Genomic DNA, 26107 nt, shown 5'->3' with positions numbered 1-26107 from the left:
GTCACCCTCGCTGTTCGAACCCGTGCCTCTCGCCCGTCTCGGGCCAGGAAGCCCTCACCACAGGAAGCCGACTGGTGGCCGTGCTCAAAGCCCGGACCGCCCGTCGCGGAACCGACGGCGTGCCCCAGAGCTGTGTCGCCGCCCCCTGCCCTTCAGCACGCGGCCGGCCTGAGCCGTGTGCGTGTCCACGTGGCGCCCCTTGGACAGAACAGAGATCGAAGCGCCACGGTGGACCGCCGTGGGGCTTCGTCCTTCCCGGTCCCATCCGCCTGTACCGCCCATCCGGCGGGCGAGCGGGCTGTGGACAACCGTCCTGGGCCGTCGGCAGCTGGTGTCACCGTGGCGGCATGACCGACATCCTGCGATCGACCGTGCCCATCGCCTCTGCTGCCGAGTTGAGTCTCTGGTGGGCCGAGGTCCTGTCCGGGGACCACCACCCTGGTGCCACGCTGGCGATGCTCTGGCTCGACTCCCTCGGCCACCGGATCGGGCGCTGCCTCCGCATCACCGGCGTGGCTGACCCCGACCTGCGGGCCGCTCAAGCGGTCCTGCAGGTCCACCGTGCCGTCACAGCGGACGGGGTCGACGACGGGCACGTGGCATTCGCACTCTCCCGGCCCGGTGGCGCCGATGTCACCGCTGCCGACGAGGAGTGGGCCGACGTCCTCGACGCCCTCCTGGTCGACCGGGATGAGGGGACCTGGAGTCTTCATCTGGCCGCCGGCGGGTGGATCACGCCGGTCGTGCACCCGCCCGCTGTGAGGTTCGACCCGCGTCGCGTGGCCCTGCGGTCACCAGGCGATCTGCTTGACCGCGAGTGGCTTGTTGGTCAGAATTCTGGTCATGACGACGCAGTCGCTCGCGACGGTGAAGGCTCGGTTCAGCCAGGTGATCGATGAGGTGGCCGGCACCCACGACCGGGTCACGATCACGCGCAACGGCAGTCCGGTGGCCGTCATCCTCGCGGTCGGGGACTACGAGTCGTTGATGGAGACCCTTGAGGTCCTGTCCGACCCTCAGGCCCGCTCGGAGATCCGGCGAGCCGAGGCCGAGATGGCGGCCGGGAACTCCTATGACGAGGCCCAGGTGCGGGCGGCACTGGCGGCTCGCCGCCGGTGACCGGTCCGACGGCTCACACCGTCGTCCTCTCCGCCGCGGCCAAGCGGGCCATCGAGCGCGACCTCCCCGAGCCGGTCGCAGTCGCGGTCGTCAACTTCTTGTACGGCGCACTCGCCGCGGACCCGTACCGCGTCGGCAAGCCTCTGCGTTTCGACCTGGAGGGCTACTGGTCCGCACGGAGGGGTCAGTACCGCGTCGTCTACTCGATCCACGCCGACGAGGTCCTCGTCCGCGTCGTGCGCATCTCGCACCGCGCCGACGTCTACGGCTGATCGGCCTGCTCAGCAGCGCGGAGGTACCGGATCGCCCTCGGACACCGAGTCGAAGCCCCACGGCCTCCGGGTCCGTGGGGCGTCTCCGGTTGTGCCGTAGGCCCGTACGCCGATCGCGGCTTGCTGGTCGGTCCCCACGACACAATGGCCACATGGTCATTGCGCCGACGCGCGCAGTCGCAGCTGTCGTCACCGGAGCTGGGACCGCCGTGTACTGCGCCACGCCCGATCTCATCTCCTCGTACGTAGCGTGTCACCCCTCGGACACAGCCTCCGCCCGGCGTCCGTCCAGGTCAGGAGCCGGGCCGTCCGTCTTGATCGATCGCATGCTCCCGTGACGAGCGCATGACACCTGGCGCTGGACATCCGCAGAACCGGCGACGATCGGCGCTGACCGTGCCGGGTCGACACTGTCCCCATGCGTGATGCGGTCCTCCAGGGCCGTGCGTCTCTCGGCCGGCGGGCCTGGGAAGACGCGTGGTCAGAGCTGTCGGTCGCGGATGGCGAAGTCCCACTCCAGTTCCGGGACCTGGAGCGGCTCGCCGTAGCCGCGTTCCTGACCGGCAGGGACGAGGAGAGCGTCGATGTCTGGGCACGCGCCCATCAGGAGTGCGTTCGGCTCGGCGAGGTCCCCCGCGCGGCGCGTTGTGCGTTCTGGATCGCGTTCATCCTGCTGAACGCACGCCAGCCGGCCCGCGCCGGCGGCTGGATCCACCGGGCGCAGCGGCTGCTCGACGACAGCACGCTGGACTGTGTCGAACATGGTTACCTGGCTTACGCAACCGCTCTCCGGCGGACGTTCGAGGGCGACGCGGCGGGCGGCAGCGCCGGTTTCGCGCACGCTGCCTCGGTCGGCGACCGCTTCTCCGACCCCCAACTGGGTGCGCTGGCCCGGGCTGGTCGAGGCCGCTGCCTGATCTGCCTCGGGGAGGTCGCCGAGGGGATGGCGTTGCTGGACGACGCCATGGTGGCCATCACGGCGCACGAGGTGTCGCCCGCCGCGGTCGGTGACATGTACTGCACGGTCATCGAGGGGTGCCACCAGGTCTGTGACGTGCGTCGAGCCCAGGAGTGGACTGCGGCACTCAGCCGCTGGTGCGAAGCCCAGCCGCAACTGGTGCTCTACCGCGGTCAGTGCCTGGTGCACCGTGCTGAGCTCATGTTGCTGCGTGGGGCGTGGTCGGACGCCGGGATCGAGGTCCAGCGGGCATGCGACCGCCTCGCCCGACCCACGGGTCAAGCCGCCCTCGGTGCCGCGCACTACCTGCGGGCCGAGCTCCACCGGCTCCGGGGAGAGATCCCCGAGGCGGAGGACGCGTACGGGCGTGCCCATCGATGGGGACGCCCACCAGAACCCGGCCTGGCGCAACTCCGGCTCCGGCAGGGCCGCGTCGACGAGGCTGTCGCCGCCATGCGCCGCGTGCTGGACGAGGCCGGGGATCCGGTGACGCGGTCGAGGCTGCTGGCACCCTACGTCGAGGTCATGCTCGCCTCCGGCGACGTCGCCGCTGCCCGCGCCGCGGTCGACGAGTTGTCGACGATCGTGCCCGCGTGGAACACACACCTGCTGCGGGCAGTGCTCCTCCACGCAACCGGCGCGGTGCTCCTGGCCGAGGGAGACATGCGCGCCGCCCTCACCACGCTGCGCCGCGCGGCCGCGGACTGGTCCGAGTTGGGAGCGCCGTACGAGGCGGCACGGGTGCGGGTGCTGATCGGGCTGGCCTGCCGATCGATGGGAGACACCGGTGGCGCGCAGAGGGAGCTGGACGCGGCACGGTCGGTCTTCCGTGACCTCGACGCGGAGCCGGACCTGGCTGCGACCGAGGCGCTGTTGCCGGGGGCTGCCCACCGGGGAGATGGCGGGCTCACCGCCCGCGAGACGGAGGTGTTGGCGCTGGTCGCGACAGGTAGGACCAACCGGGCGATCGCCTCCGAGCTCTCGATCAGCGAGAGGACGGTGGCCACGCACGTGAGCAGCATCTTCACGAAGCTCGCGCTGTCGTCCCGATCGGCCGCCACTGCCTACGCGTACACGCACGACCTGGTCCAGGTGCCCTACGCAGAACTGCCCATCCACCCCTCCGGCGATCTCCACGATCCGCCCGATGCGGCGGTCGGCTCGGATTCCTAGTGTCGACGACAGCCGGCGCCGACCGTCACCGCGGCGCCGGGAGTCCGGACAGGAGGGCTGGGCCATGTCGATGGATGCACGGACACCGGCGAACCACCACGAGGTCCCCCCGGCCGAGGCCTGGGACGCGATCGCGGCGGGCTATGACGAGTTCGTCGCCCCCGGCGAGGCCTCGTTCGCGCACGCGGGCCTCGTCCTGGCTGGCCTGCAGGTCGGTGACCGGTTCCTGGACGTCGCCGCCGGACCGGGTGGCTTGAGTCTGCCGGCCGCGCGCCTCGGCGCCCGGGTCCTCGCGACGGACTGGTCCCCGGTCATGGTGGAACGGTTCACCGTGCACGTGCGCGAGGAAGGGCTCCGCGACGCCGCGGCACGCGTGATGGACGCCCACGCCCTTGATGTCGGAGACGACACCTTCGACGTCACGGGATCGCAGTTCGGCGTCATGCTGGTCCCGGACCAGCCGGCGGCGTTGCGCGAGATGGTCCGCGTGACACGGCCCGGCGGGCGGGTCCTGGTGATCGCCTACGGCTCCCCGGCCGAGTTCGAGGCCCTGCAGTTCTTCATCTCCGCGCTCCTCGCCGTGGTGCCCGAGTTCGCGGGGCTACCGGACGATCCCCCGCCGCTGGAGTTCCAGGTGGCTGATCCAGACGTGTTGCGCCGGCGTCTGATCGACGCCGGCCTGAGAGACGTCATGGTGGACACGGACCATCGGGAGCGGATCGAGTGTCGTTCCGGGCAGGAGTTGTGGAACTGGATGCTGAGCAGCAACCCGATCGCGGGGATGATCGTCGGTGACCTCACGACCGACCAGCAGGCCACGGTGCGCCAGGTCCTCGACGACATGCTCCGTGAGCGGGCAGACGGGACGCGCCCCGCCGAGCTGTTCGCACCCCTCAACATCGGCGTCGGGACCAAGTGACGGCCGTGTCCCAGCCGGTCGCGGAGCGGCTGCTGCGTGACCGGATGGGACACGGCTGGACCTCGTGCGTCACGGAGCGGATCACCCCTCGGGTTCCCCTCGGAGACCTCACGTGAGCAGAGGCCCTGCCGCCGGGCGTGGCCCCGGACTCCGCGTCATCCGCGGGCCATGGGGTGCCCACTCAGGAAGTCACCCATCGCGCGGGCGACCGGCTCCGGTCGCTGCAGGTGCAGGAGATGGCCGACCCCCTCGATGGTGCGCTCCTCGAGGTCCGGCACGGACGAGCGGAGCAGGGCGGCGACCTCCACGAAGAACGGCAGGGTGGCGGCGCCCAGCACGGACAGCACGGGACACCTGACGGCGCCTGCCTGTTCGGGGCCGAACGCCCACTCGGCCATGGCGGGCAGCTCGACGCCGAAGCAGGTGTCGGCGTCCTTGACCGCCTGCGCCACCACACCGGGTACTCGCTCCTCCAGCACGGCCCGGCACGTCGACCATTCCAGGCCGCTCGCGGCCGTCAGGAAGGCGGCCCACGCTCCTTCGTGGTCTCCCCTGCCGTACGCCTCGAACGCGGGTCCAGCCTGCTGGAGGACGGCCGCACCGCTGGGCACCGAGAGCACGAACGGCTCCAACAGCAGCAAGGTCTCCGCGATCTCAGGATCGTCGAGCGCCAGCTGGGTGGCGATGACCGCGCCGGTCGAGTGACCGGCGACGTGAGCGCGCGCCAGTCCCAGGTGGTCGAGGATCCCCGCGGCATCGGCGGCGTGGTCCGCGACGCCCACCGGCGGCGGGGTGTGGGTGCTGCCGACCCAGCCCCGCCTGTGGTATCGGATCACCTGGTACCGATCAGCCAGCGCCGGCTGTGCGACGAGCGGCAGAAGGCCGTCAGCCAGGACGGAGCTGATCAGCAGGACGGGTTCGCCGGAGCCCGTCACCTCGTAGTCCAGTTCGACACCGTTGACACTCAGTCGTTGCATGACTCCTCCTCGGGTCTGCTGGTCCGGACCGGAACTCGTGGCCCACCCGAGGGGCGTGAGCGACACTGTTACCGCGGTGACCCCGGCGGTCACCTCCCGGCGCTGGGCGACCGGTCCTCCCGGCACGGCTGGGGAGGGATCCCATGAGCGGTGCCCCTGACCTCGGTCCGGTCGAGCGCGCACGGTCCGCCGTGGCCGGCGGCGACTGGGCAGAGGCGTTCGACCTCCTGACGGGGGCCGACGCGGAGGGCGTGCTGACCGCCGCCGACCTCCCGCTGCTGGCCGAGGTGGCCTACGCGGCGGGCCGGCTGGACGTGACCATCGAGGTCTGGGAACGGGCGTACGCCACGTACCTCCAGGCCGGGGACCTGGACGCGGCGGCTGGGGCAGCCGTCCGTGTCGCGATGCACCTCCTCTTCGACACCGCCCTCATGGCACCGGTGCGTGGGTGGTCGGCCCGCGCCGACGAGCTCCTCGCGGGCAGGACCACGTCCCCGGTCCACGCGTGGCTGGGCGTCGTCCGGGCTTACGAGCGGATGCTGAGCGGGGACCTGACCGGAGCCCGGCCCTGGGCGCGGCAGGCCATCGACGTGGGCTCGGCCTGCGATCCGGCGGCGTGCGCGATCGGGCGGGTGGCAGAGGCCCGCCTCCTCATCCTGGACGGCGACGTGCAGCAGGGCCTGTCGCTCCTGGAGCAGGCCGGGGTGTCCACCGTCTCCGGCGAACTCGACCCACTGTCGACGGGGGTCGTCTACTGCGAGGTCGTGTGCGCCCTCCAGGGGCTGGCGCAGTACGACCTGGCCGAGCAGTGGACCGAGGCGATGGAGCGATGGAGCCAGACCGACGCCACCGGGAGCCTGCACGGTCGCTGCCGGGTGCACCGCGCCGAGATCCTCCGGCTCCGTGGAGCGTGCGCCGAAGCCGAGGCGGAGGCCCTCATCGCCTGCGAGGAGCTCCGCCCTTACCTGGGACGCGAGCTGGGATGGCCGTTGACCGAGCTCGGCCGCATCCGCCTGCACCGGGGGGACGTCGAGGGTGCGGAGGAGGCGCTGCTCGCCGCCCACCGCGCCGGGTGGGACCCCCAACCCGGTCTCTCGCTGGTCCGTCTCGCACAGGGCGACGTGGCCACGGCGGCTGCCGCGATCCGGGACGCGCTCGCCCACCCCGTCCGGCTGCCGTGGAAGGAACGACCACCGGACAACGACCTGCAGCGCGTCCCGCTGCTCGAGGCGCAGGTCCTGACCGAGCTCGCCGCCGGCGACGTCGACCGGGCGCGATCGGCCGCCGCCGAGCTGGAGGTCACGGCGGCCCGCTACGGCAGCACGGCGCTGGCTGCCGGGGCCGCCCTCGCCCGGGCGAGGATGCGGCTCGCCGACGGGGATGCGGTCGGGGCTGAGCTGGCCTCGACCGAGGCGGTGCGGCTCTGGAGCCAGATCGGCGCGCCGTACGAGACGGCCGTGGCCCGCACGACCCTGGCCGACGCCCACACCGCGAGCGGCAACGAACACCGCGCCGCCCTCGAGCGCCGTTCGGCCCAGGTCGTGTTCGCTGCTGTCCGGGCCGCGCCGTCGGTGGTGCCATCGGAGAACGGGGCGGGCGACGAGTACCCGGCCGTGGGCGCCGGCGTCTTCCGACATGAGGGCGACTACTGGACCGTGGTGTTCGACGGCTCCACCGTCCACGTGCGTGACCTCAAGGGCATGCACCATCTGGCGCGTCTCCTGGCGGACCCGGGTCGGGAGCACCACGTCCTCGAGCTCGTGGCCGCAGCGGAGGACCGCGGGAGGCGGCCCGACAGAGGCCGCGCGGCGGGCGTGCCCCGCTCGCTGCTCGGCGACGCCGGCGAGATGCTCGACGCACGGGCCAAGGACGCCTACCGCCGCCGACTCGCCGAGATCGACGACGACATCGACGAGGCGCGCGCCGTCGGGGACGCCCACCGGGTCGGCAGGCCGAGACCGAACGCGGCTTCCTCGTCGGAGAACTCGCGCGCGCGTTCGGCTTGAGCGGCCGTCCCCGACGAGCGGCGTCCGCATCCGAACGCGCCCGCGTCAGCGTGACCCGGGCCGTCCGCCAGGCGATGGCACGGCTCGGCGAGCGCCATCCCCTCCTCGCTCAGCATCTCGACCGCACCATCCGCACCGGTACCTACTGCGGTTACTTCCCCGACCCCCGCGCGCCCGTCAGCTGGACCCTCTGACCCCGCTCCGGGGCGCCCGAGGCCCTGGCGACCCAGTGACACCGGAGTGACGGCACCGTGACGACGGCTGCGGACAGTCGCCGACACATGCCCCGCACGGCCGCGCACCCGGAGGAGTCCCGCCATGTCCCTGCAGCTCGACGAACAGCTGATGAGGACGGGAACCCGCTTCCTGCTGTTCCCGCAGCCCCGCTTCCTCCGCCGGACCGACGGCACCCCGCTGTTCCCGACGCCGGAGACGGTGGCCGTCTCCGTGCCCCCCGCCGACATCCAGCCGGGCCCTGCCGACGACCGCATGTTCGTCGTGGACGCGATCGGCAAGTTGCCCTACAAGCAGTTCACCGGGCCGCCCTGGCGCGGGCTGCAGCGCCCACCGGTGCAGCCGGGCGAGGACGGGCACTTCACCCATCTGGACCCGGACAGCCGGGAGTTCTCCGCCGCCACGATGTACGCGACCGTCCGCCGTGTCCTCGACATCTGGCAGGACTACTTCGGCCACCGGATCGACTGGAGCTTCGAGTCGGACTTCGCGAGGCTCGAGCTCATCCCGCTCATCGAGTGGGACAACGCCCAGTCGGGCTTCGGGTTCCTCGAGTTCGGTTTCGGCCGCACCGTGACCGGGACCATCGACCACACCCGGCCGTTCTGCGAGAACTTCGACGTCCTCGCCCACGAGCTGGGGCACAGCATCATCTTCTCCGAGGTCGGGGTGCCGAGCAGCCCGCTGGACGCGGGGATCGACTACGGCGGCTTCCAGGAGTCCTGCGGTGACCTGACCGCGATCATCGCCCTGCTGCACTTCCGCTCGTTCGTCGACCAGCTGCTCACCGAGACCAAGGGCAACCTGCTCACCGTCAACGGCCTCGACCGCGTCGGCGAGCTGTCCGACAGCCGGGAGATCCGCGTCGCACTGAACAGCAAGCGGATGTCCGACGTCGGCCAGGCGCCCCATGTCCGCTCGCTGCCGCTGACCGGCGCGGTCTTCGACACGATGGTCGAGATCTTCCAGAAGGCACTGGTCGCGCGGGGGTTGATCACCCAGGACCTGCGGGACGCCTCCAACAACATCCCGAGTGACACGGTGGGCCTGGACCCGGACGAGATCCAGCGTCAGTTCACCGCCGCCTACACCGGGGCGGAGGAGGAGTTCACGAACGCCCTGCTGGAGGCCCGGGACGCCACCGGCCGGCTGCTCGCGACGACCTGGGGACAGCTCTCCCCCGACTTCCTGACCTACCACGAGGTCCTGCGCGGGCTGGTCCGCGCCGACCGCGAGCTCACCGACGGGGACAACCAGCAGATCATCCGGGACAGCTTCGCCTGGCGGGAGATCTCCCCCGTGCCGGACTCGCTGCTGCTCCGGCCGCGCAAGCTCGAGGACTGCGGCCTCCGGACGGCCGACCCGGCCGACGTCTCGGACGCCACGAGACGGGTCGTCGCCGCCGACGACCTCATCCCGAGACCCCGGGGTCACGCCGCGGCGGTCGAGGTCGCGCCGGCGGCCCGTCGATGAGCACCGACCCGGCGCCGGCCACGCGGCTGGACGGCGTCGAGATCAAACTGACCCTCGCCGGGGACCGGGTGGACCAGGCGGTCCAGACGCTGGAGCTGGCGCCGGACCAGCCCACCTGGCGGATCTACTTCTGCGAGGACGTCACGGCGGCGGTCGGGCCCACCACCCCGCTGCTGGACCTGGGAGTGGTCCTGCGGGCACGCCGCAGACCCGGCGAACCGGACGACACGACCATCAAGCTGCGTCCCTGCCGCCGATCCCAGCTCAGCGGCCCGTGGCCGACCGCGACCAAGGGCAACGGCTGGGAGCTGGAGGTCGAGGCCGACTGGGCCGGCGACAAGCACGTGCTCGCGGTGTCGATGACCGCCGACCGCCCGGGGGACGTCATCGCCGCCGCCGCCGACGGCGCGCCGGTCCGCTCGCTGTTCCTCGACGACCAGCTCGACTTCCTGCACGACTGCTGCGACGCCCGGGTCGACCCGGACGCGCTCACCGTGCTGCCACCGGTGACCGCGAGACGGTGGAAGCGGGTCGAGACGGCGCCGGCCGGGCTCGGGGTCCGGGCCGAACGGTGGACCGTCGACGACCTGGACTTCCTCGAGCTCTCCGTCGTCGCCGACCCCGGTGACGCGCTGCAGAGGCAGCGGGCCCTGGCCGGGTTCGTCGGCTCGCTCGGCCTCACCGTCCCGCCGGTGACGGAGACGAAGACCCGCCAGGTCCTCGAGCACCTCGTCCGATCCGCGCACCTCGTCGCGGGATGACGGGAGCGTGCAGTCCGGTGGCTGCCGTCGCGCAGCTCGTGCCGCAGAGGGCCGTCCGTGGCCAGCCGTGAGATCCACGTGGCGCGCGCCGACGCCGAGCACGCGCAGGCCCTCGCCGGAGGGGACTCGCCGTTCACCATCGAGGTCCGTTTCCTCGGTGGGCTGACCGGCGTGCAGCGGGAGGCGTTCGCCGCCGCGGCCGACCGCTGGACCAGGATGGTCGTCGGTGACCTGCCCGCTGTGCTGGTCGACGGTGAGGTGATCGACGACCTGCTCGTCCTCGCCCAGGGCGTCACCGTCGACGGCCCTGGCCGGTATCTCGGGGAGGCCGGCCCGACCCACGTCAGGCCCGCAGGGGCGGGCGCTGCGGCCTTCCTGCCGGCCAAGGGGATCATGTCCTTCGCCACCGCCGACCTCGCCCGGATGGAGGCCGACGGCACGCTGCACGACGTGATCGCCCACGCGATGGGTCACGTGCTCGGCATGGGCACGATCTGGGACCTCAAGCGCCTGCTGCAGGGCGCCGGTTCGTCCGATCCCACCTTCACCGGTGCCGGTGCGCAGGAGGAGTTCGGCGCCCTCCTGGGTACCGGGGTCGGGCAGCCGGTTCCGGTCGAGAACACCGGGGAACCGGGGACCCGCGACGCCCACTGGCGCGAGAGCGTCTTCCGCGACGAGCTCATGACCGGCTCCATGAGGGCGGCCGGCAACCCCCTGAGCCGCCTGACGCTGGCGAGCCTCGGCGATCTCGGCTACCAGGTCGACGTCGACGCGGCCGAGCACTACGCGCTCCCCGACCTCCGGGCGCTGGCCGTGGGCGGCGAGACGGTGCCACCCGCAGCCCCGACCGAGCACGGGATCCTGCTGCTCACGACCCCCGTCGTGCTGCCCGACGACAGACTGCAGGGGGTCGCCGGGGGTGGGGACCGCTCCGCACCGGCGTCCCCCGAGCCGCTCGGGCCGGCGGTCCCGAGCCCGAGGACTCCTCTCTCCGGAGGCGGGGCAGCGGCAGGGACCTGGGCCGACCGCGCCCTGGTCGCGCTGGAGGAGCTGCCGCCGGACACCGATGCCACGGTCGAGGCGGTGACCGAGGAGGTCGCTCTGCGTTTCGCCGACCAGTTCGCGCCTCCGGACCGTGACTACGAGGGTCTCGCCGACCGACCGCGCTGGCACGTCGCGGTCGCCGACGCCCTCGACGGGCTGCGTCTTGCCGGCCTGACCACCGGCCAGGAGACCTTGGCGCTCAGCCCAGCCGGCACCGCGGCTGTCGCGGGCGCCCGGCATCGGCTGGCGGACCCAGGAGAGGCCGACCAGCGTTCCCTCCGCAGCCGACCTGAGCCAGGAGGCGGCCGGGACGCGGCGCCGCCGCTGGTGGTGGCCGGTGTGATCTCCGCACCGTTGCGGGATCCGGCCTCGCGCCGGGACCTGGGGTTCAGCGAGGACGAGAACGAGCCGGTGCCCGTCATGGTCGAGCTGAACCTGCAGTTCCATGCTGGCGTGACGGCGGCGTTCGAACGGCTGGAGCGCCTGTGGCAGCGGGTCACCGGAGACGTCCCGCCTGCGCGGCTCGCCGGGCGCTACACGGCCGGCGAGCTCTCGATGCGCGAGATCGAGCGCCTCGTCGCCGCCGATGCGGTGCCGGCCCGCCTCGTCAGCCGCAGCATCCACCACGTGTGGCCGGACTTCCCGGTGCGCGAGCACGTCGACGCCTCGAGCGTGACCATCAAGGTGGACGCCGCGCGCAACTCCTTCGACGCCGACGGGCGGGGCATCACCTGGGCGGTGATCGACTCGGGGGTCGACGCGGACCATCCGCACTTCGCCGCCCACGAGACGCTCACCCACGACTCCGTGCGCGACCTGCACCGCGCCTTCCCGCTCGGCGGGACGCCCACGGCGGAGGGCGCGCTGACCGACGACACCGGCCACGGCACCCACGTGGCGGGCATCATCGCCGGGGCCGCGGCGCCGTGGCTGGCGGAGAAGCCGGGGCGAGCGGTCTACGCGACGGAGAGCCGCTACAACGTCGAGAACCCCGACCAGCCCATGCGGCGACCGCGCCCGGTCGACGACCCGCAGCTGCTCGCCGGGATGGCGCCCCGGGCGAGGCTGGTCAGCCTCAAGGTCCTCGGTGGGGGCGGAACGCTGCAGAACCGCGTGCACCGGGTGATGCAGGCGCTCGCCTACGTCCGGGAGGTCAACGGGGACGGTGTCGACGGCATGCGGATCCACGGGGTGAACCTCAGCGTCGGCTACGAGTTCGACCCCCGCTGGTTCGCCTGCGGGCGGAGCCCGCTCTGCCAGGAGGTCAACCGGCTGGTGCGCACGGGCGTCGTGGTCGTGGTCGCGGCGGGGAACTCCGGCTACGGGTCGCTGACCGTCATGCTCGAGGCGCCGACGAAGTTCGGCCTGGGGATGACGATCAACGACCCCGGCAACGCGGCGCTGGCCATCACCGTGGGCTCGACCCATCGCAGCGCCCCGCACACGTACGGGGTGTCGTACTACTCCTCCAAGGGCCCCACCGGCGACGGGCGGGACAAGCCCGACCTGGTCGCCCCGGGCGAGCGCATCACCTCGTGCGCCGCCGGCGCGAACCTCGCCGCCGTCCTCGGCACCGACCGCGCACCCGACACGGCGGTGTACGTCGAGTCCACCGGGACGAGCATGGCCGCGCCGCACGTCTCCGGGGCGATCGCCGCACTGCTGTCCGTCCGGCGCGAGTTCATCGGCGAACCGGAACGGATCAAACGGATCTTCGTCGACTCGGCCACCGACCTCGGTCGGGGCAGGGACTTCCAGGGCGCCGGCCTGCTCGACCTGATGCGGGCCCTCCAGCAGGACATCTGACGCCGACACGAGAGGACAGGAGGAGACGCCATGGCCGAACGCATGGGCGGACTGCCGTTCTGGCAGGTCACCTTCGACGCCGAGGGCGACGCGGACGCCACGGGCCGGGACGCACTGCTGGCGGAGGTCCCAGCGGGCGGGATCGCCGACCTCTTCGTCTTCTCCCACGGGTGGAACAACGACCGGTCCGTCGCCCGCCGGCTCTACGCGGGGTTCTTCGGTCTGCTCGCCGGCCAGCTGCCCGCGGAGCGACGGGGGGACGTCGGGCTGGCGGGTGTCGTCTGGCCGTCGCGACGGTGGGCCGACGAGCCGATCCCGGACTTCGCCCCGTCGCCCGCGGCCGTCGGGGCCGGTCCCGACGGCGCAGCGTCGGCCGGCGCCCACGTGGACCCACCCACCCCGGTGTCCTCACCGACCCTCGACGAGCGGACGCTGGCGGACCTGCACGCGACCTTCCCCACGGCCGGCGTGGCGCTGGACCGCATGGCTGCGCTGCTCGCGGGCCCACCGACGGACGAGGCGCAGGCGGAGTTCCTCCAGCAGTTGAAGGAGTTCTCGCGGCTGGCCGGCACGCCGGACAGCGACGGCGAGACCGAGCCGTCCGTCGAGCCGCGCATGCTGGGAGACGGGCCTGCCGAGCTCTTCGGTCGCTTCCGCGACGCGCTGCGCCGCACGGGGGTGCAGCTCCCCGGCGAGGAGGGCGGCGAGGCGGGGATCGGTGACGCGTTGCGCGGCGTCTGGAACGGCGCGAAGGAGGCCCTGCGCCAGGCCACGTACTGGCAGATGAAGAACCGGGCGGGCGTCGTGGGCCGCGAGGGCCTCGGCCCGCTCCTCGGGGAGCTGCACCGGGCGGCGCCGGAACTGCGCGTCCACCTCATCGGCCACAGCTTCGGCGCGCGTCTGGTGGCCAACGCGCTGGCGGGCCTGCCGGACACCTCACCGTCGCCGGTCCGGTCCCTGACCCTGCTGCAGGGAGCCTTCTCCCACTTCGCCTTCGCCGATCCGCTGCCCTTCGATGCCGGCCGGCGCGGCGCCCTGGCCGGCATGCAACGACGGGTCGACGGACCGGTGACGGTCTGCTTCTCCGAGCACGACAGCGCAGTCGGCACCCTGTACCCGCTGGCCTCACTCGCCGCCCGGGACGACGCAGCGGCCGGGATGAGCGCCCTCTACCGGTGGGGCGGGATGGGGGCGGACGGCGCGCAGAACGCCGACGTGGCCCTCGACGGCATCCAGCCGGTGGGACCCGGGACGACCTACCGCTTCTCCCCCGACCGGATCCTCAACATCGACGCCGGCGAGGTCGTCCGGCGCGGTGGGCCGCCCAGCGGAGCGCACAGCGACATCGTCCACCCCGAGCTCACCTGGGTGGTGCTGTCCGCGAGCTCGCTGGTCTGAGACCCACCTGCCCACCGGACGTCGACGAGCGGTGCGCTCGCCGTCCACCACCGTGGGGCAGGTCTCGACCCCCGACCGGCAGAGGTGATGCCGCGGTGACAGGTCGGTGACGTCGTCGCGCGACGATCGGACGGCCCACGATGACCGATCGCCGGCTGTCCCGACGAGCACACGAACCGCAACGGTCACGTGTCCTCGGCGAGAGGAGATCGCGACCGTGCACCCGACGACAGCGGCAGGAGAACGGGACACGTCACCCACCTCCCCGGAGGCGGCCGGCGAGGATCCGTCCGCGCAGCACAGCGGTCGTTGGGATCCCGTCCTCCCCATGCCCAACGTGGCGGTACACGCGCATCTGCTGCCGAACGGGAAGGTGCTGTTCTGGGGTCGCCGAGACCACCCGGGTGGCTCCATGCACGAGCACACCTGCACTCCGCACGTGTGGACACCGGGTACGGAGACGTTCACCGCGACACGTCCGCCGGCGCGGGCGGACGGCGAGACGGTGAACCTCTTCTGCTCCGGTCACGCGTTCCTCCCCGACGGCAGGCTCCTCGTCGTAGGAGGACACCTGCGGGACGGGGACGGCGTCAACCAGGCATGCGTCTTCGACCCGGCGGACGACTCCTGGACCGCGCTGCCGGAGATGAACAGCGGCAGGTGGTACCCCACGGCGACGTCCCTTCCCGACGGGAGGGTGCTGGTGCTGTCGGGCAGCTTCTCCGACGGGCACCACGACGTCATCAACCACGTCCCGCAGGTCTGGGACGGGACGCAGTGGCAGAGCATCGCCCACTTCGTCGCGCTGCCCCTGTACCCCCGGGTGCACGTCGCGCCGGACGGCCGCGTCCTCATGTCCGGGTCCAACGCCGCCACCCACCTGCTCGACACCCACGGGACCGGGCACTGGACCAGGCTCCCCGAGCCGGGCGGAGTACGTCCGAACGGGGAACGCCAGTACGGCCCGGCAGTGGCGTACGAGCCGGGGAAGGTCCTCTACACCGGCGGCGGGAACGACGCCCACACCGACCTGCCCAGCGCAGGGACCGACGCCATCGACCTCGACGCCACCCCTCCTGCGTGGCACCCGGTCGCGAGCATGCGGTTCCGCCGGCGCCAGCACAACGCGACGATCCTCGCCGACGGCACGGTCCTCGTGACCGGAGGAACGGGCGGGCCCGGCTTCAACGACGTGTCACCGGGCAGGCCGGTGCACGCTGCCGAGCTCTGGGACCCGACGTCGGGCACGTGGACGACCCTGGCCGCGGAGGACGTCGACCGCTGCTACCACTCCACTGCCCTGCTGCTCCCGGACGCGACGGTCCTGAGCGCCGGCGGCGGTGAGTGGATGGTGGGCGGCAGCCAGAACGCCCCCGCCGACACCCACCGCGACGGCCAGGTCTTCCGTCCTCCGTACCTGTTCCGAGGCCCGCGGCCCCGGATCGACGACGCCCCCGACGAGCTCGCGTACGGCGGCACCTCGACCGTCGAGGTGGACGGGCCCGACATCGGCGCGGTGACCCTCGTCCGGCTGTCGTCGGTGACGCACGCCTTCAACAGCGGCCAGCGGTTCAACTCGCTCACCTTCACCGCTCAGGGTGGTGTCCTCCGGGTCACCGCCCCTCCGGGGCCCGAGTCCTGCCCGCCCGGGCACCACATGCTCTTCGTCCTCAGCACGGCGGGGGTCCCCTCGATCGCGCACGTGCTCCGCATCGGGCCCGCCACCGCGGACACCGCCGGAGCGGCCGGAGGACCAGCTGCGGTGGCCGGGACCACCGGAGCGCCGGCCGGCGCGAGGTCGCAGCCCCTCCTCGGCGGCGGGGACGCCCTGCAGGACTGGGACCGGGAGGCCCAGCAGGAGTTCGCCGGCAGCCGGGTGACGGTCGGGCTGACCGCACAGTGCCCGTACGGACTGGGGGCCTGCTGGGGCGGCGCCTACGAGGCCCTGAGCAGGCTGGACGGAGTGGCCGCGGTCCGCCCTGTCGCCGATACCGCGGACTCCACCGCGACGGTCTACCTCAGTGGACCGGGCCTGCCGGATCTGGAGCGGTGGCGGGAACAGTTCGCCCACTGGGCCAACGGCAGCTACGCGTTCCGTGGCGTGGAGGTGGAACTCGCCGGCACCGTCGTCGAGGCGGACGGCGAACTGCACCTCGCAGCGCCGGACGTCTCCGGACCCGTGCGGCTCGAGGCGCTGCAGCGCGGTCAGGAGCTCGCCTGGGACCTGGGGACCCGGCATCCCCGGTACGCCGGCGAGCACGAACGCACCGCCCACCAGCGGCTCGTCGAGCAGTGGAGGCGACGCGACGCCGACGGCCTGCCGGTCCGCGTGACCGGTCCGGTCAGGAAGACCGACCGTGGCTGGTCGCTGTCCGTGCGCCGCTACGAGGACACGTGACCGTCCGCGGGACGCTCACCGGGGGCGGCTCGACAGCCACCCGGAGTCCGTCGCTCACGTCGGCAGCTCCCGCAGACTGGCCCGGCGCACCTCGACGGCGAGGCCCCTGCCATCGGCGACACGGCAGTGGTCACGGCCCTGGTGCAGGAGGGCCACGCGCGTCCCCGCCCTCATGACCCCATCGGGTTCGGCGGCGCGGTCAGGTCGGTCCAGGTGATAGGGCTCGTCGACCACCAGTTCGTGGGTGAACCGGGTCGGTGGCGGCCGGACGACGTTCCCCGCAGGGACGAGCGCCTGGTCATCCAGGACGACGATCTCCGGCCGGAGCACCACCTCAGCGTCCGGGTCGTCCTCGCCGCGCCGCCCCTCACCGGCCACGGGGACGTCAGCCGCGACCGGCCGAGCCGGACTGGAGGCTGCCGGCGGGCAGGACGATCGGGATGACGGGCAGCACCATGCCCACGTCGGTCGGGGCGGTGTGCGCGACGAGCGCGCCCTCCACAGCCAGCGCGAACAGGTCCGGGAGCTCGAACGCCTCGGCGGCATCCAGGTCGACCTGGTACCCCAGATCGCCGAAGCTGGCCGCCGTCATCCGGCTCAACGGGTTCCCTGCCTGGCCGACGAAGCCCGTCATCAGCTCGTTCCGGAAGACGGTCTCCCGCCAGTGTCCGTCCGCGGTGCCGGGCCCACCGGTGTTCTCCACCGGCACCGGTTTCGGTCCCCCGGCGCCCTGCAGCAGGCCGAACTCCTGCATGGCACCGTCGCCGATGAAGGTGGGGTTGGCCGTACCGCCGTCCTCGAGCAGCCCCTTCAGGTCCCAGATGGTGCCCAGACCCAGCACGTGACCCATCTCGTGCGCGATGACGTCGTGGAGCGTCCCGTCGGACTCCATCTTGGCCAGGTCGTCCGTGTCGAACGACATGATGCCCTTGACCGGGATGAGCGCCGCCGCGCCGGCCGCCTCCGGCCGGACGTGGGTCGGACCGGCCTGCCCGAGGATCTTGCCCGGACCGTCGATCGGGACGCCCTGGGCGATGATGACCAGGTCGTCGATGATCTCCTGGTCGACGAGGACGTCGGGGAGGTCTCCGACGATGATGCGCGTCCAGCGGTCGGCGGCCGCGGTGAACGCCTCCTGCTGCGCTGAGGTGAGCCCACCGAGGAAGCGGACCTCGATGGTGAACGGTGATGTCGTCGCGGCCAGCGCCTCCGCGCGTGCCTCGTCGGCTCGCGCTCGGTAGACCTCGTAGTCGGCCATTCCTGTTCTCCGGTCGGCTGGGGGCCCGGACGACCTGCCCGGGGCCGGTTGTGGATGCGTGGCGGCTCGTCCGAGAGCGCTCGCGCTCCCCGACCGGCCGTGTGGTGACGCACGTTCCTCGGACTCCGTCACCGCTGCGTCACGGCCGTCTCCGCTGCTCCGCGGGCCGACCGGCTGGTCCAGGAGGCCTCGCGGACGGCGGGTCGTCGCCGGTTCCTCAGACAGCGTGCTCACCGGGTCGCCCGGGGTGCGGGACCGCCAGGTCACGGTCGAGCCGGGCGATGTCCTCCGGGTCGCGCCCGGACGTCCGGAACATCTTGACGACGGAGACAGCGGCATCCGTCCCGAAGTAGAAGGCCACGATCAGGGCAACGGAGTTCCGGAAGTCCGACAACAGGTCCTGGACGACCTCGGCGGCGGCCTCGGCTCCGTCGCCGGCGTCCGAACCCGCGACGACACGTGCCAGGCCGTCGAGGGTCAGCATGAAGCTGAGCAGGACGAAGAACGTCAGCACGAAGCTGGCGGCGAAGCCGACCCGGGACCGGCGGGAGGCGAGGTAGAAGCCCCCGAAGCTCGCCATGGCGACAGCGCTCATGGTCAGGCCCACGACGGGCTGCCAGGCGAACGGCAGACTGCCCACGGCCGATCGCCACGCGACGCCGTACAGCAGGGTGACGAACATGCAGCCGGCCGCCGTGGCAACGCCGGCGACGACGAGGGAGGCGCCCCACCGCTGCCGCATGTCCGACCAGCTCGCCACGGGAAGGACGAGCCGCAGCAGACCGACGATCACCCCCAGCGGGGCTCCCGCGGCCAGGCCCCACACCAGCGCGTCACCCAGACGCCACGCGGTCGTCGGTGCGGCCGCGCTGCCGAGGCTGGCGGCGAGCAGCGCGAGGTTGCCCGCGGCAGCGGCGGCCACGCAGAAGGCAGTCGTGGCGGCCGCCCAGAGGCCGCTCTTCGCGTCCGTGAAGAGCTCGACCTGCCCCGCGGGTGCCGCGGCACTCGCCGACGCAGGAGGCGTGAGTTCCGGCGGCGGGACCGACCCGCGCTCGGCGAACACGTCCTTCGTCACTGTCGCCACGCTGGTCCCCTGTCGAGAGATGGTGTGCCGGGTAGAGCGGCGTGGGACGCCCGGTGATACGTCAGGGCCGAGGCAGCCTCGTCCACCGTCGGGTCGAAGAGCGCTCGGAGTGCGTCGAGGTGGACCGCTCCCTCCGGTCCAGCCGCCAGCTCCCTGGCGCGGACCGCCGGCCGGTGCAGGAACGTGCGGAGGATGCGGTAGACGGTCGCAGCCGTCTCTGCCCGCTCCTGTTCGGTCAGGCCCGGGAGCCGGCGGTGCAGGCGGCGCAGCTCGGTCTCGGCCAGTTCCCTGACCTGTGCGTGCATCGCTCCGATGAACGGCGCGGCGGCCGCTTCCTCCTGCCGCCGCAGGTAGGAGATGACCTCGGCGGTGACGATGGCACGGACCCGGGGGACGTCCGCCGGTACCTCCTGCTCCGTCAGGTGCCGACCGATCGCGTCGAGGTCCACGAGGGTGACACCGGCCAGCCCGCCGACGGCCGGCTCCACGTCAGGTGGCATGCCCAGGTCGAGCACGAGCAGCGGCCGGTCGCCGGTCCGTTCCCGGGCTGCCCGAACCGGCTCGGCCCGCACCACCGGCACGACGCTCCCCGTGGCCGCGACCAGCAGGTCCGAGTGGGCGAGCGCCCCGGGCAGGTCGACCGGCCGCAGCGCCGAGCCGTGGCATGCCGCGGCCACCTCGGCCGTGCTGGCCTCGCTGCGCCCGGCCACCGACAGCCGCCCGACTCCGGCTTCCCGCAGCAACCGGGCCGCGAGCCGGCCCACGCTGCCGCTTCCCAGGACCACCGCGGACCGGGTCGCGAGTCCACCGAGGTGCGCATCGGCCAGGTCGAGGCCGGCCCGGACGAGGGATATGCCGGCCGTGCTGATCGTCGTCTGCGTCCGCGCCCGCTTGCTGACCCGCAGCGCCGCATCCAGCAGGCCCGTGAGGACCGGACCGCTGGTCCGCGCCTCGGCGGCCGCCCGGGCCGCCGCCCTGACCTGCGCGGTGATCTGGTCCTCGCCGACGGCCATCGAGTCGAGCCCGCACGCGACCGCGAACACGTGCTCGACGGCGGCGGCATCGACGTGGACGCACGCGATCCGCGCGATCTCACCGACCGGCAGTCCCCCGCGTTCGGCCAGGAGTCCGGCGACGGTCTGCGTCAGCGGTTCCGCCGGACCCCGGGTGACGGCGTAGACCTCGATCCTGTTGCAGGTGGACAGCACCGCCACCTCGTCGATGGTCGGGACGGCGTGCAGCCGGGCCAGCATCGCGCCGAGCAGCGCAGCGGGGACGGCGAGCTCCTCGAGCAGCTCCGTCGGCGCCGTCCGATGGGACAGGCCGATGTTCACGATCGTCATCGCGGTGACCGTCCAGTCGGGGTCGTCGTGCCTCCGGTACGAGCGCGTGCGCAGGCCACGACGCCGCTGCCACCGTCGCGGGCACGCGTCACCTCGTCGTCACCGTCGTGCCCGCGCCAGACGTCGTGCCCGTGACGGTCTGGTGACGCCAGGACCGGACAGTGGTGCCCGTGACCCCACCAGGGGGTCGACCGAGCACCGACCTGCCGCCCCACACGGCCGCACCCCTCCCCCGGAGACCGCTGTGACGTCTCGAACCGCCCACACCGTCTCGTCCGTGGCCCTCGACGAACCGGCCCTGAGGCGCATGTCGAACCGCGAGCTGGACGCGCTGTTCCGTCGCAGCCCCGCAGGCGAGGTCCCGCGCGGACGCCTCCCCGGCACAGCCCTGCTGTTCCCGGGGAGCCCGGTCTGCGGACCTCTCGCCCGGCTGGTCCGGCTGCTCGTCTGGCAGGGCAAGCAGACCGAGAGCTCGGGCCGGTCGCTGAGGAACGTCGTCGGCCCGCTGCGGACGCGCGCGATCCGGGCCCTGCTCTGCCACGACCGCAGCTGGGTCGACGGCAAGCGGTGCGTCCTCATCGACTACTCGACGACCTCCCGGGTGGCGCACATGGTCCGCGACGAGGTCCGGCTCGTGTCCCCGAGCCTCTACCTCGGTGTCGTGTGGACGTGGAGGCGCCGGGTCGGCTGGTTCGCGTTGCGTCAGCAGCAGCCGTGAGGCCACCTCGTCCGCCACTGAGGAGGGGACTCCGATGACGTCACCCACGGACATCACCCGGGTGCTGCTCGCCGGGGTCCGGCTCACCATGGGATCGGCAGGTCTGCTCGTCCCCGACCTCGTCATCCGCCGGCTGGGCATCGACCCGGCCAGCCAGCCGGCCATGCGCTACCCGTTGCGGATGTTCGGGATCCGGACCGTGCTGATCGGCGCCGACCTGCTGTCGACCAGCAGCTCCCGACGGCAGCACGCGGAGCTGGTGGCCCCGGTCGTGCACGGCAGCGACACGGTCGCTGCGCTGCTGGCCCGGCGTCGGGGAGACCTGTCCCCGCGGGCCGGCGCCGTGGTCACCGCCATCTCGGCGGTCAACCTCGCACTGGCGTTGGTGACCCTGGCCTCGCGGCCGGACCAGTCGGGGGCACGGCGCTCCGGCCCGGGCTGCTCGATGCGTGAGCCCCGGTGGACCTCACCTCCTGCGGGGCCACCGCTCCGGCACGGGATCCTGAGGAGGCGCGACTCATGACCGAGAGGGAGCCCGACCCGCGGGGCGGCCACCGGAGCTCGCTGCCGTGGCGGGTCTACCGCGCGGCGGCCGGTGTCGTGGACCGGCGTCGCGGCTGGGACCGGCTGCCCCTGCCGCTCGCCCTGGTCGTGCTCAGCGGCCTGCGCGACTCGCTGCGTCGGCACAACCTGGTCGACACCAGCGCAGTGCCCACCACCCTGCCCCCCGTCGTCCCGCCGTTCGACCCGGACGTCCTGACCCAGCGGACCACGGACGGGAGCTGGAACCAGCTCGACGCACCGTCCGCGGGGATGGCCGGCACCCGGTTCGGGCGGAACCTCCCCCTCGCGTCGGCCGGCCGGCCGACGCGGGCCGAGGTCGTCGAACCGAGCCCGCGGGAGGTCAGCCGGCAGCTGATGACCCGCCACGGGCTCATCCCCGCCACCTCGGTCAACGCACTGGTCGCGCCGTGGCTGCAGTGGATGATCCGGGACTGGTTCAGCCACGGGAAGAGCCCCACCGAGGACCCGTGGCGGATCGAGCTGGCCGAGGACGACCCGTGGCCGGAGCGACCCATGCTCGTCATGCGCACGCCCGAGGACCCGACGCGGCCGGATGCCGGCCGGTCCCCGAGGACGTCGCTGAACACCAGCACCCACTGGTGGGACGCCTCCCAGATCTACGGCAGCACGCCGGAGCACCAGCGCGAGGCCCGGACCTTCGAGGGCGGCCGGCTCCGCGTCGAGGCCAACGGGATGCTGCCGACGCCGAAGAGCGACCACCCGACGATGGCGGAGCCGGGGTTCTGGCTCGGGCTGGTCCCCCTGCAGACCCTGTTCACCCGGGAGCACAACGCCGTGTGCGACATGCTGGCGGACAGCTTCCCGAACTGGGGCGACGAGGAGCTCTTCCAACGGGCGCGGCTGGTCATCGCCGCGCTGATCGCCAAGATCCACACGGTGGAGTGGACGCCGGCCGTGATCAGCCACCCGGCGACGGTCGTCGCCATGCGGGCGAACTGGTGGGGGCTGGCCGGTGAGCGGCTGGGCACCGCATTCGGCCGGCTGAGCGACAGCGAGGTGATCAGCGGCATCCCGGGATCACCGATGCGGGGGTACGGGGTGCCCTACTCCCTGACCGAGGAGTTCGCCGCCGTCTACCGGATGCACCCCCTGGTCCCCGACCTGTTCGACCTGCGGTCGCACACCGACGACCGGCGCTTCCGGGAGGAGCCGTACTCGCTGCAGGAGCTGTCCGGGCCGAAGTCGCTGGCGTTGCTGGAGACGCTGCCGATGGCCGACTTCCTGTACTCACTCGGCACCGAGCACCCCGGGCTGGTGACCCTGCACAACTTCCCGGCGTCCCTGCAGCAGTTCGTACGGCCGGACGGGCAGGTCATGGACCTGGCCGCCGTCGACATCCTGCGGCACCGGGAGCTCGGCGTCCCCCGGTACTGCGAGTTCCGGCGGCAGTTGCGGCTCCGGGCCCCGGCCGGCTTCGAGGAGCTCACCGGCGACGCCGAGCTCGCCTCCGAGATGTCCCGGGTCTACGGCGGAGACATCGAGAAGGTGGACCTGATGGTCGGGCTGTTCGCCGAGCGCCGACCGGAGGGCTTCGCGTTCAGCGACACGGCGTTCCGGATCTTCATCGTCATGGCATCCCGCCGGCTGGACAGCGACCGGTTCCTCACCGAGGACTTCACCCCGGCGGTGTACACCGCCGCCGGGATGCGGTGGCTGGCCGACACCACGATGACGTCGGTGATCCTGCGGCACCACCCGGAGCTGCGGCCGGCCATGCGCTCGGCGCCCAACGCCTTCCAGCCGTGGCAGCGTCCCGGCGCGACCGCCGCAGCAACGACACCGTAGGGAGGACCGGCCATGCCTGCCGATGAGGCGTCCGCGACGTCCGCCGAGGACACAGGAAGGGACGGCAACGCCAGGGAGCAGGACCTGCTCGCCGCGCTGCGGCAGTTCATCCGGACCAAGGGTGAGGACTACCTGCGGGACCCGAACATCACCTCCATCGGCATCGGCTACAAGGTGACCGACGGTCGGCGGACGCCGGAGCTCTCCGTGCAGTTCACCGTCAACGAGAAGCGCTCGGCGCCGGACGCGCTCCGAGCGCTGGGTACCGCCGCGGTACCGAGGTCGATCACGGTCGACGGGGTGGAGGTCCCCACGGACGTCCTCGAGCGGCGGTACGAGCCCGCCTTCAAGGTGGTGCCCGAGCCGGTCCCGGTGCAGCGCAAGGCCCGGATCGACCCCGTCGTCCCCGGCGTCAGCGTGGGGAACGTGCACGTCAGCGCGGGCACCCTCGGCGGCATCGTCTACGACCGGGCCGACGGCACGCCGTACGTCCTGAGCAACTGGCACGTCCTGCACGGCCCGGACGGTGCGCTGGGCGACGACGTCGTGCAGCCCGGGACGCACGACGACAACCGCACCGACCGCAACCGGCTGGGCCGCCTCGTCCGCTCGCACCTGGGCATCGCCGGGGACTGCGCCGTCGCCAGCATCGAGGACCGCGAGTTCGACCCCGCCACCATCGAGCTGGACGTGGTGCCGGACCAGTTGGGCGAACCCGAGCTGGGCGACACCGTCGTCAAGTCCGGGCGCACGACGGGTGTCACCCACGGCGTCGTGCGGCGGGTCGACACCATCGTCGAGCTCGACTACGGCGGCACCGTGGGCGTCCGGGCCATCGGCTGCTTCGAGATCGGGCCCGATCCCGATCAACCGGCGGCCGCCCTCCAGATCAGCCGCGGCGGCGATTCCGGTTCACTGTGGATGTTCACCCGGGCCGGCCGGACCCAGACGGTCGTGGCCGGTCTGCACTTCGGCGGGGAGAGCGACACCAGCCCCGACGACCACGCGCTGGCGTGTCTCCCGGCCTCGGTCTTCGAGAAGCTCGCGATCTCGCTCCGCCCCCCTACCGTGCAGGAGATCGAGGAGCCCGGCGGCTACGACAGGGACTTCCTCGGCGTGCGGATCGACGTCCCGGTGCCCGGCGCCTCCCTGCGCGACGACGTGGCCGCCACCGTCGACGGTCAGCAGGTCGTCCGGCACACCCACTTCTCCCTGCAGGTGCGGGCCTCACGGCGGTTCGCGTCCTGGGTGGCGTGGAACGTCGACGGGGGTGCCCTGAAGGAGCTGAGCCGCAAGGGCATCAAGTTCGTCAAGGACCCCCGGATACCCGAGGACCTCCAGGTCGGTGACGAGCTCTACTCGGACAACGACCTCGACCGGGGACACCTGGCCCGGCGCGCGGACCTGCTCTGGGGCAGCCTCCCGGTCGCGAAGAAGGCCAACACCGACTCCTTCTTCTTCACCAACATCACGCCGCAGATGGACGACTTCAACCAGAGCGCCCGCGCCGGTGTGTGGGGTCGGTTGGAGGACGCCGTCTTCGCCGACGTCGACGTGGAGGACCTGCGGATCAGCGTGTTCGGTGGGCCGGTCTTCCAGGACGACGACCGCGTCTACCGCGGGGTGCAGCTGCCGCGCGAGTACTGGAAGGTGCTCGTCTTCCGCGAGGGCGGGACGCTCCGCGCCCGCGCGTTCCTGCTGACCCAGGGCCTCGACCAGCTCGAGGCCCTGGAGCTCGACGAGTTCCGGGTCTTCCAGACCGCGGTACGCGAGCTCGAGGAGCGCACCGGACTGCGGTTCCCGGACGTCCTCAGGGACGCCGACACACTCACCGTGCCGGAGGCGCTGGATCGCCGGGCGCCGCTGGAGGGGACCGACGACATCCGCTGGTGATCGCGACCGCTCACTGCCGTCCCCGGGCGACGTGCCCGGACCTACCGCTGCCTGACGACACGTCCTGGGACCCGACGGTCCAGCCGGTGCGGTGGGCCGCCGACGCACCGCCGCTGGGCACCGACACCAGCGCGGGGACCCGCCGTGGACGGCGGATGCCCGCGACCAGGTCGTCCATCTGCGACGACGGGGCGACGCCCAGCTCGTCGAAGAGGTACCGACGGAAGGACTCGTAGGTGCGAAGGGCCTCCGCGACGTTGCCCTGCGCGAGCTGGATGCGCATGAGCGCTCGGCGGGCGGTCTCCCTGAGCGGTTCGGCCCGGACGGCGGCGTGCGCCGCCTGCAGCGCCTCCCCATGGCGCCCGACCGCGGTCAGCTTGTCGGCCAGGGCCTCCAGGGCGTGCAGGCGCAGCTGGCGCAGCCGGTCGCGCTCCAGCAGCACCCAGTCGTCGTACCAGCCCGGCAGGAGCTCCCCGGACAGGCCGACCTCGGCCAGCACGGACCGGTCGACGTCGACCCGCGGGTCGATCGAGGCGTGCGCCCACACGTCGAACTCCCGGACGTCGACCCGGACGGCGGGCGCCAGCGCGAGCACCCCGCCGGACACCTCGATGACCCCCGGCGCCATCTTCTGCAGCCGCCAGAGGGCCGAACGCAGACTGCCCTGGGCCTGGGACTCGGGGACCTCGGGCCACAGGAGGCCGGCGACGGCGGAGCGCGCCGGACGGTGGGACAGACCCAGGTGCGCGACCAGCCGCTGCACTCCCCTGGGCAGGTCGTCCGCCGCAGCGCGCGGGTGCGCACCGCTGACCTGGAGCCTGAACCCGCCCAGCAGGTCCAGTCGCGCCGTGGTGGAACCCATGTCACGCCCCCTCGACACCCTGGTCCGGAGCTGCACCCCGG

The 26107-nt window shown here is 72.7% G+C and carries 21 protein-coding genes; 15 read left to right on the top strand and 6 right to left on the bottom strand.

Annotated features, from left to right (window positions below; genetic code table 11):
• The first annotated feature begins 347 nt into the window (after positions 1-347).
• From MODMU_RS12175 to MODMU_RS12155, 5 genes are all read left to right on the top strand, one after another.
• Positions 348-899 carry a hypothetical protein gene (locus tag MODMU_RS12175; RefSeq protein ID WP_014740552.1) on the top strand — a complete coding sequence of 184 codons (552 nt, stop codon included), beginning with the start codon at positions 348-350 and terminating at the stop codon, positions 897-899.
• Complete coding sequence (locus MODMU_RS12170) at positions 844-1119, top strand: type II toxin-antitoxin system Phd/YefM family antitoxin (protein WP_041795217.1); 276 nt, start codon at positions 844-846, stop codon at positions 1117-1119. The genes MODMU_RS12175 and MODMU_RS12170 overlap by 56 nt, the downstream gene beginning before the upstream one ends.
• Positions 1116-1391: a type II toxin-antitoxin system RelE family toxin gene (locus MODMU_RS12165; protein WP_014740550.1), complete on the top strand. Its 276-nt coding sequence runs from the start codon at positions 1116-1118 to the stop codon at positions 1389-1391. Before MODMU_RS12170 ends, MODMU_RS12165 begins: the two co-directional genes overlap by 4 nt.
• 418 nt (positions 1392-1809) lie before the next feature.
• On the top strand, positions 1810-3522 hold the full coding sequence (locus tag MODMU_RS12160; protein ID WP_014740549.1) for a LuxR C-terminal-related transcriptional regulator: 1713 nt from the start codon (positions 1810-1812) through the stop codon (positions 3520-3522).
• Between the two features lie 64 nt (positions 3523-3586).
• Positions 3587-4441 (top strand): class I SAM-dependent methyltransferase, encoded by an 855-nt coding sequence (locus MODMU_RS12155; protein WP_014740548.1) that lies wholly within the window; start codon positions 3587-3589, stop codon positions 4439-4441.
• A gap of 155 nt (positions 4442-4596) precedes the next feature.
• Here MODMU_RS12155 and MODMU_RS12150 read toward each other — a convergent pair whose 3' ends face one another.
• Positions 4597-5511: an alpha/beta fold hydrolase gene (locus MODMU_RS12150; RefSeq protein ID WP_197537406.1), complete on the bottom strand. Its 915-nt coding sequence runs from the start codon at positions 5509-5511 to the stop codon at positions 4597-4599.
• Positions 5512-5561: 50 nt separating this feature from the next.
• Between MODMU_RS12150 and MODMU_RS12145 the strand changes: the two genes are divergently transcribed.
• The 6 genes from MODMU_RS12145 to MODMU_RS27035 all read left to right on the top strand — a co-directional run bounded on the left by MODMU_RS12145 (position 5562) and on the right by MODMU_RS27035 (position 16538).
• Positions 5562-7424: a hypothetical protein gene (locus MODMU_RS12145; RefSeq protein WP_014740545.1), complete on the top strand. Its 1863-nt coding sequence runs from the start codon at positions 5562-5564 to the stop codon at positions 7422-7424.
• 318 nt (positions 7425-7742) lie between these two features.
• A complete protein-coding gene (locus tag MODMU_RS12140; RefSeq protein WP_014740543.1) occupies positions 7743-9131 on the top strand; it encodes a gluzincin family metallopeptidase in 1389 nt (462 codons plus the stop codon).
• The gene (locus tag MODMU_RS12135; RefSeq protein ID WP_014740542.1) at positions 9128-9892 is read left to right on the top strand and encodes a hypothetical protein; all 765 of its coding nucleotides are present in this window, start codon (positions 9128-9130) and stop codon (positions 9890-9892) included. Before MODMU_RS12140 ends, MODMU_RS12135 begins: the two co-directional genes overlap by 4 nt.
• A gap of 57 nt (positions 9893-9949) precedes the next feature.
• Positions 9950-12742 (top strand): S8 family peptidase, encoded by a 2793-nt coding sequence (locus MODMU_RS12125; RefSeq protein WP_014740541.1) that lies wholly within the window; start codon positions 9950-9952, stop codon positions 12740-12742.
• A 30-nt stretch (positions 12743-12772) separates the two neighbouring features.
• Positions 12773-14140, top strand: a complete 1368-nt coding sequence (locus MODMU_RS12120) for an alpha/beta hydrolase family protein (RefSeq protein ID WP_014740540.1) — start codon at positions 12773-12775, stop codon at positions 14138-14140.
• A gap of 412 nt (positions 14141-14552) precedes the next feature.
• A complete protein-coding gene (locus MODMU_RS27035; RefSeq protein WP_166503473.1) occupies positions 14553-16538 on the top strand; it encodes a galactose oxidase-like domain-containing protein in 1986 nt (661 codons plus the stop codon).
• A gap of 54 nt (positions 16539-16592) precedes the next feature.
• On the opposite strand, the gene MODMU_RS12110 is transcribed toward MODMU_RS27035, so the two are convergent.
• The 4 genes from MODMU_RS12110 to hemA all read right to left on the bottom strand — a co-directional run bounded on the left by MODMU_RS12110 (position 16593) and on the right by hemA (position 20223).
• Entirely contained in the window at positions 16593-16916 is a 324-nt protein-coding gene (locus MODMU_RS12110; RefSeq protein WP_014740538.1) for a hypothetical protein, read from the bottom strand.
• A 7-nt stretch (positions 16917-16923) separates the two neighbouring features.
• On the bottom strand, positions 16924-17796 hold the full coding sequence (locus tag MODMU_RS12105) for a leishmanolysin-related zinc metalloendopeptidase (RefSeq protein WP_014740537.1): 873 nt from the start codon (positions 17794-17796) through the stop codon (positions 16924-16926).
• 217 nt (positions 17797-18013) lie between these two features.
• Complete coding sequence (locus MODMU_RS12100; RefSeq protein WP_014740536.1) at positions 18014-18871, bottom strand: hypothetical protein; 858 nt, start codon at positions 18869-18871, stop codon at positions 18014-18016.
• Positions 18868-20223: a glutamyl-tRNA reductase gene (gene hemA / locus MODMU_RS12095; protein WP_014740535.1), complete on the bottom strand. Its 1356-nt coding sequence runs from the start codon at positions 20221-20223 to the stop codon at positions 18868-18870. The genes MODMU_RS12100 and hemA overlap by 4 nt, the downstream gene beginning before the upstream one ends.
• 307 nt (positions 20224-20530) lie before the next feature.
• On the opposite strand from hemA, the gene MODMU_RS12090 reads away from it, so the two are divergent.
• From MODMU_RS12090 to MODMU_RS29475, 4 genes are read left to right on the top strand one after another with little or no spacing between them, the layout of a single operon-like run.
• The gene (locus MODMU_RS12090; protein ID WP_231851839.1) at positions 20531-20941 is read left to right on the top strand and encodes a hypothetical protein; all 411 of its coding nucleotides are present in this window, start codon (positions 20531-20533) and stop codon (positions 20939-20941) included.
• Between the two features lie 34 nt (positions 20942-20975).
• Positions 20976-21464 carry a hypothetical protein gene (locus tag MODMU_RS12085; RefSeq protein WP_014740533.1) on the top strand — a complete coding sequence of 163 codons (489 nt, stop codon included), beginning with the start codon at positions 20976-20978 and terminating at the stop codon, positions 21462-21464.
• Positions 21461-23311 (top strand): peroxidase family protein, encoded by a 1851-nt coding sequence (locus MODMU_RS12080; protein WP_014740532.1) that lies wholly within the window; start codon positions 21461-21463, stop codon positions 23309-23311. Before MODMU_RS12085 ends, MODMU_RS12080 begins: the two co-directional genes overlap by 4 nt.
• Positions 23312-23323: 12 nt before the next feature.
• Positions 23324-25204 (top strand): DNA/RNA non-specific endonuclease, encoded by a 1881-nt coding sequence (locus MODMU_RS29475; protein ID WP_014740531.1) that lies wholly within the window; start codon positions 23324-23326, stop codon positions 25202-25204.
• A gap of 10 nt (positions 25205-25214) precedes the next feature.
• Here MODMU_RS29475 and MODMU_RS12070 read toward each other — a convergent pair whose 3' ends face one another.
• Positions 25215-26066, bottom strand: coding sequence for an AfsR/SARP family transcriptional regulator (locus tag MODMU_RS12070; protein WP_014740530.1), 852 nt, complete (start codon positions 26064-26066; stop codon positions 25215-25217).
• Between the last annotated feature and the right edge of the window lie 41 nt (positions 26067-26107).

Source organism: Modestobacter italicus (genome assembly GCF_000306785.1).
Lineage (GTDB): Bacteria > Actinomycetota > Actinomycetes > Mycobacteriales > Geodermatophilaceae > Modestobacter > Modestobacter italicus.
Note: the sequence above shows the minus strand (reverse complement) of the source record. Positions and strands in the feature narration are given on the sequence as shown.

Coding starts and splice junctions, on each gene's coding strand:
- MODMU_RS12175 (WP_014740552.1), top strand. CDS start 348: ATGACCGACATCCTGCGATCGACCGTGCCCATCGCCTCTGCTGCCGAG.
- MODMU_RS12170 (WP_041795217.1), top strand. CDS start 844: ATGACGACGCAGTCGCTCGCGACGGTGAAGGCTCGGTTCAGCCAGGTG.
- MODMU_RS12160 (WP_014740549.1), top strand. CDS start 1,810: ATGCGTGATGCGGTCCTCCAGGGCCGTGCGTCTCTCGGCCGGCGGGCC.
- MODMU_RS12155 (WP_014740548.1), top strand. CDS start 3,587: ATGTCGATGGATGCACGGACACCGGCGAACCACCACGAGGTCCCCCCG.
- MODMU_RS12145 (WP_014740545.1), top strand. CDS start 5,562: ATGAGCGGTGCCCCTGACCTCGGTCCGGTCGAGCGCGCACGGTCCGCC.
- MODMU_RS12140 (WP_014740543.1), top strand. CDS start 7,743: ATGTCCCTGCAGCTCGACGAACAGCTGATGAGGACGGGAACCCGCTTC.
- MODMU_RS12135 (WP_014740542.1), top strand. CDS start 9,128: ATGAGCACCGACCCGGCGCCGGCCACGCGGCTGGACGGCGTCGAGATC.
- MODMU_RS12120 (WP_014740540.1), top strand. CDS start 12,773: ATGGCCGAACGCATGGGCGGACTGCCGTTCTGGCAGGTCACCTTCGAC.
- MODMU_RS27035 (WP_166503473.1), top strand. CDS start 14,553: ATGCACGAGCACACCTGCACTCCGCACGTGTGGACACCGGGTACGGAG.
- MODMU_RS12105 (WP_014740537.1), bottom strand. CDS start 17,796: ATGGCCGACTACGAGGTCTACCGAGCGCGAGCCGACGAGGCACGCGCG.
- hemA (WP_014740535.1), bottom strand. CDS start 20,223: ATGACGATCGTGAACATCGGCCTGTCCCATCGGACGGCGCCGACGGAG.
- MODMU_RS12090 (WP_231851839.1), top strand. CDS start 20,531: ATGTCGAACCGCGAGCTGGACGCGCTGTTCCGTCGCAGCCCCGCAGGC.
- MODMU_RS12085 (WP_014740533.1), top strand. CDS start 20,976: ATGACGTCACCCACGGACATCACCCGGGTGCTGCTCGCCGGGGTCCGG.
- MODMU_RS12080 (WP_014740532.1), top strand. CDS start 21,461: ATGACCGAGAGGGAGCCCGACCCGCGGGGCGGCCACCGGAGCTCGCTG.
- MODMU_RS29475 (WP_014740531.1), top strand. CDS start 23,324: ATGCCTGCCGATGAGGCGTCCGCGACGTCCGCCGAGGACACAGGAAGG.
- MODMU_RS12070 (WP_014740530.1), bottom strand. CDS start 26,066: ATGGGTTCCACCACGGCGCGACTGGACCTGCTGGGCGGGTTCAGGCTC.